Source organism: Schlesneria sp., from assembly GCF_036405755.1.
Lineage (GTDB): Bacteria > Planctomycetota > Planctomycetia > Planctomycetales > Planctomycetaceae > Schlesneria > Schlesneria sphaerica.
Genome location: NZ_DASWWZ010000338.1, coordinates 1 through 5113, shown reverse-complemented (window position 1 = coordinate 5113; position 5113 = coordinate 1). Strand labels below are relative to the sequence as shown.

3 protein-coding genes are annotated in these 5113 nt (G+C 56.0%); 2 read left to right on the top strand and 1 reads right to left on the bottom strand.

The window, feature by feature from the left end; all coding sequences use genetic code 11:
• Nucleotides 1–351 precede the first annotated feature (351 nt).
• Nucleotides 352–3000 carry a cation:proton antiporter domain-containing protein gene (locus VGE80_RS11720; RefSeq protein ID WP_440592797.1) on the bottom strand — a complete coding sequence of 883 codons (2649 nt, stop codon included), beginning with the start codon at nt 2998–3000 and terminating at the stop codon, nt 352–354.
• 536 nt (nt 3001–3536) lie between these two features.
• On the opposite strand from VGE80_RS11720, the gene VGE80_RS11715 reads away from it, so the two are divergent.
• Nucleotides 3537–4190: a DNA-3-methyladenine glycosylase family protein gene (locus VGE80_RS11715; RefSeq protein WP_373652722.1), complete on the top strand. Its 654-nt coding sequence runs from the start codon at nt 3537–3539 to the stop codon at nt 4188–4190.
• A gap of 254 nt (nt 4191–4444) precedes the next feature.
• Nucleotides 4445–5113 (top strand): efflux RND transporter periplasmic adaptor subunit (locus tag VGE80_RS11710; protein WP_440592796.1); only part of this gene is annotated, 669 nt, incomplete at its 3' end.

Here is a 5113-nt window from a genome sequence, read left to right as displayed (position 1 = left end):
CTGAAGTGAGGATATTTACTGCATATTTCACGCCGGCAGCAGTCTTCAAACACGACTAACCGTCGGAGAAGGGGAGGCGGATATTACGGGCAGCCGCATGTCCGGTCGCGAGTCGGATGGGATTGCTGGCGAGTACCCAATGGATTGCGACGCGTACCTCAAATGACCGACAGGCTACAGAGCGAAAAGTCAAAAAGAGTTACAGCGACACTGCCGGACGCAGTTCGATTCCTGGGGTGAACTGCATCAGGGAATCTGTCGGCCCGCATTTAAGCTCCGTCGCATCGAGCTTCCATCGACATTCTCTTCAGAGAACGGACCGAGCGATCCCCTCGTCGACACAGCCCCTGCTCACTCAACGTCAGAATCATCCCCCGCCTGCTGTCTTGTTGCGCAGATATTGATGATCTCGTACGGAGTCAGTGCTCCATTCAGTCGATCGCGCGTCGCTTGATCTTCAACCAGACGAGCCAGTTGCGCGAGCAAAATCAATTGGATACTCGATTGGTCAGCCGGCGTGATCAACAGGAATACAAGATGAACTGGGTTTTCCGATTCGCTCGAAAACAGGACCCCCTGTTTCGAACGCCCGAAAATGACGATCGGCTGATGAAGGCCAGGACAACGTGCGTGGGGAATGGCAACGCCGACCCCGAGGTCTGTCGTGATCTCTTGCTCACGAGCCAATACCATCTCGGTAATGTTGACTCGCTGCGGCAGTCGACCCGGAGGAATCGCTCCTGCCAATTCGCGAATGATCTCTTCGTGATTCTTCCCCGACAGGTCCAAAAGAACCGCACCTGCTGTAAGGGCCTCTCGCAGAACCAGATGCGCCTCAACCGGACAGTCGTCGTCGATTCTTCCCCAAACCTGTTCGAGAATATCTTCCAGGGTAACCAGACCGACGGGCACTCCCCGTTCCTCGACGATTCGTACTGACGACCCTTCTTTCTGCATCTGCAGCAAAACGGAGTCGACAGTTTCATCTGACTGGACACCACGCAGCGGCCGGACCAGGCGACTCCACTCATCCGTCCCGGACCCATCGATGATAAAGTCTTTGGCCAGCAGATATCCGGCAACTTTTCCACCCGCTTCAACAACGGGCCAACGGGAAAATCGCTCTTCCGCAATTCGAACCAAAACTTCCTGCCTTGTTGCGTTCGAAGTCAGATAACGGACGTTCTCCCAGGGAACCATGATCGTCCGCACCTGCTGCGACTGAACTTGCGACATGTTTCGCTGAATCAGTTGCTGACGAATCCCTTGCACCTTCCGCTCGACCACGTCCCGGTGAGCCCCGATGTCAGACAAAACCAGTCTGGCCAAAGCCACTGCAACCTCACCCTCTTCGAACACTGCCGCCGAAGCTCCGGCTTCCTCAAGATCGTCCTGTTCGCGCAAGTAGTGAGCACGTACGAAAACCCGTGCATCTGAGTTCAGATTTCTCGCTGCGGTCACGACGGCCAATCGGGCCGAGGAATGGGGCAGGGTCACAATCAGGTAGGCGGCATGATCCATCCCCGCCTGTTCAAGAATCGCATCGTGCGATGCGTCCCCAAAGATCGCGACTTCGCCACGCGCCATCAGGTCACTGATCGTGTCCATATTCATATCGATGACGACGGTTTTCAGACCGGCGTCAGTCAACAGCCGATGCACGGTCCGGCCCACAGGTCCGAACCCAATCACAATCGCCAGCCGTTTTCCGTCAGAGACCGACTGCTGGATCTGATTTTCCGCTGACCGGTTTACCTTGAGTGCCCGCCGGTCAGCCCGTCGGCTGAGAATTGACCAGAGCCAGGGCGACTTCTGAATCCAAGATTCGATGGGACCGATGCAGCGGAAGAGAATTGGATTCAGCGTGATTGAGACGATCGCACCCGCGATCAGTACGCTATGACCTGTCTCTGGCATCAGGCCGTGATGCCCTGCCTGTTCCGAAAGAATGAATGAGAATTCACCAATCTGAGCCAATCCAATGGCCACGGTTAAAGCCGTATGAATCGAGCGTCCCAGCAGCAGCACGATCACGATGGCAATCAATGGTTTCACCAGCAGAATAATTCCCATCCCGGCCAGAATCATGCCCGGCTCGCGGACCAGATACATCGGATCAAACAGCATCCCCACCGAGACGAAGAAAATCACAGCGAACGCGTCCCGCATGGGAAGCGCATCAGCAGCCGCCTGATGACTGACTGTCGACTGAGCAACGACCATCCCTGCCAGAAACGCCCCCAGAGCCATCGACGCACCAAACAGCATGTACGAAGCGGCCGCCATCGAAATCGAAAATACCAGGACGGTCAGGGTGAAAAGTTCTCGCGATCGCAGCCGGGCAACCTGTACCAGCACCCACGGGATCACTCGTGGTCCAACAACCAGAACGGTCACCACGAGACCACCCAGCTTCAGGAAGGCGACGCCCAGCGGTACCCACAACTGCGAAAGCGAGAATTGTGACGCGTCTTCGTGAGCCATTTCTCCCAGCACCGGGATCAGAACGAGCACGATAACGGTCAGCACATCCTCAACCAGCAACCAGCCGACGGCGATGTGCCCCTGGGATGAATTTAACTCGTCAGCGTCCATCAGCATGCGCATCAGCACCACGGTACTTGCCACAGCCATGGCCATACCGATCACCGCCGAGACCATCATCGGAAGTCCAAGGGCGGAATAGAGAAACAATCCCGCCATTGTCGCGACAAAACTTTGTCCAATCGCCCCCGGAATGGCGATCGACTTCACGGCGAGTAGATCTTTGAGGTCAAAATGAAGCCCGACGCCGAACATCAGCAGGATGACGCCCACTTCCGCCAGCTGATGTGCAATTTCCAGATCACCCACAAATCCCGGCGTCGAAGGCCCGATTGCAACCCCCGCAAGCAGATAGCCAACGATCGGGGACAGCCCCAGGCGCTGCGTCAACAGCCCCAGTACCCAAGCTGCTGTGAACGCAACGGCAATCGTGGTTATCAGCGGAAGATCATGCACGTCGCTACCATCCTCTCAACTTCTTAGCAAGCTCTTTGCAAAGGAGAGGAACGCGTGCAAATTAAAGAAAGGTCAACAACCGGCACAGGGAACCCACTCTCCTCGGGACTGTGCGTATGATAGGGACAGACAGCTCATGGGCAACCTTCAACGCTCTTCAATTCCTATCAAGGCCCATAATCCAGTCCGACTGATACGAACCATCAAATCAAGTGCGAGCCGTGACGATCCCTACCGCACCAGTAGTTTTGGGATAGCCCATAGCGTCTTGCGTTGTCTGAGCGTCTCCTGCAATGACCTCTCGCCTCCTTCAGATCCACCCGTTCCTTACCGGCGGATGTCCGAAAAAACCTGACAAAGGCGATCCATTCTCCGGACGCCCTGGTGGGCAAGGCCATGCGGTTGACGCTTCTCACGAAATCACCGAATGATAGTCGTCGCCAGTACTGAGGCAGTGCTGCCACTCCACACGCCCCTCTCAGGCCAAGCGCGTACTTAATCGCGTTCCCGATGTATGTTGCAGAAAGTTCATTGCTATGCCGATCAACGCCGTCGAGATTGAGTCCGCCATTCGCCATCTGAAAGCGGTCGATCCCGTCATGAGAGATTTGATTGATCGGGCCGGGCCGTTCCGTCTCAAGCTCGAGAGGAACCGGTTCGGACTCTTGGTGCGATCAATTCTTTCGCAGCAAATCTCGACAAAGGCGGCGAAGTCGATTCGGTTACGGCTGGATGAACTCTTGCATCCACTTCCTCTCTCGGCGCAAGCGATTATTGAACAGACGGATGAGGAACTGCGGTCCGTCGGATTGTCGCGGCAGAAGGTCTCTTACCTGAAGGACTTGTCCGAACGGGTAATCGACAGGCGATTGCGACTGGATCGAATCGGTCGGCTGTCGGACGAGGAAGCGATCGAACAACTGATTCAGGTCAGGGGCATTGGACGTTGGACGGCCCAGATGTTTCTCATCTTTTCCTTGGGGCGCCTCGACGTGTTCCCCCACGATGACCTGATTGTTCGGTCGTCCATTCGGGAGTTGTACCGACTGGCAGAACTCCCTACCAAACAGCAGAGCCATCAGATTGCGGCCGCCTGGAAACCCTACTGCAGTGTGGCGTCGTGGTACTGTTGGCGACTTCTGGACGTCAAGAATGATCCGACGATGGATGCCAGCCAATACCCGGTGTAAAGCGTAGTCAACAATTCGCGACGACAGGCTAGAATTGGCCGAGTGATTGTGACAAGATCGGCACGCATCGACCGTGCCATTCCCATCTCGACGCGACACAGCGGCAGAACGCCTGATTGTTCTCGTGTCATTCCTGTCTTCGGAGAAATCAGTTGATCCGCGGGACTCTTCTTCCTGTTCACGCACAACTCGGGGCTGCCAGTCTTTTAGGAGTGTTACTCCTGACAGGATGTGGCACGTCGCAGCGAGGAGGCTTGCCGGCAAGTGAACCTCCCGCCGTCGTGATCATCGAGCCCACCGAGAAAGAACTTGCCGACTTTGCTGAGTTCACGGGCCGCACCGACGCCGTGGAATCGGTCGAGATTCGTGCTCGAGTCAGCGGTTATCTCAAGAAGATCAATTTCCGCCCCGGAAAGGAAGTCAAAGAGGGGGACCTTCTGTTCGAGATCGATCCAAGACCGTACGACGCAGAGCTCGAACGGGCTGAGGGAACCCTGGCGACGGCGTTGGCCAGCGCCAAACAGGCCAGCGCCGAAATGTTGCGAGCGGAAAATCTGCACGAAAGGAAAATCAGCACTCAGGCTGATTACGACAAGGCCGTCGCGGATCTTGCTCACGCCGAAGCGTCCGTGCAATCGACTAAGGCCAATGTGACCAAAGCCAAGCTCGACCAAGAATTCACGCGAGTGATCGCGCCGATTTCAGGCCGCACCAGCCGGGAATTGATTACCGAAGGAAATCTGGTCTCGGCCGATTCGACAGCACTGACAACCATCGTATCGTCGGATCCGATCTTCGCGTACTTCGATGTCGACGAGCGAACGCTGCTCGATATTCAGAAACTCATCCGCGAAAAAAAGCTCGCATCCGCCCGTGAACGGGACGACGTTGAGATCCGACTGGAACTTGCAAACGAGACCGGT

Coding starts and splice junctions, on each gene's coding strand:
- VGE80_RS11715 (WP_373652722.1), top strand. CDS start 3,537: ATGCCGATCAACGCCGTCGAGATTGAGTCCGCCATTCGCCATCTGAAA.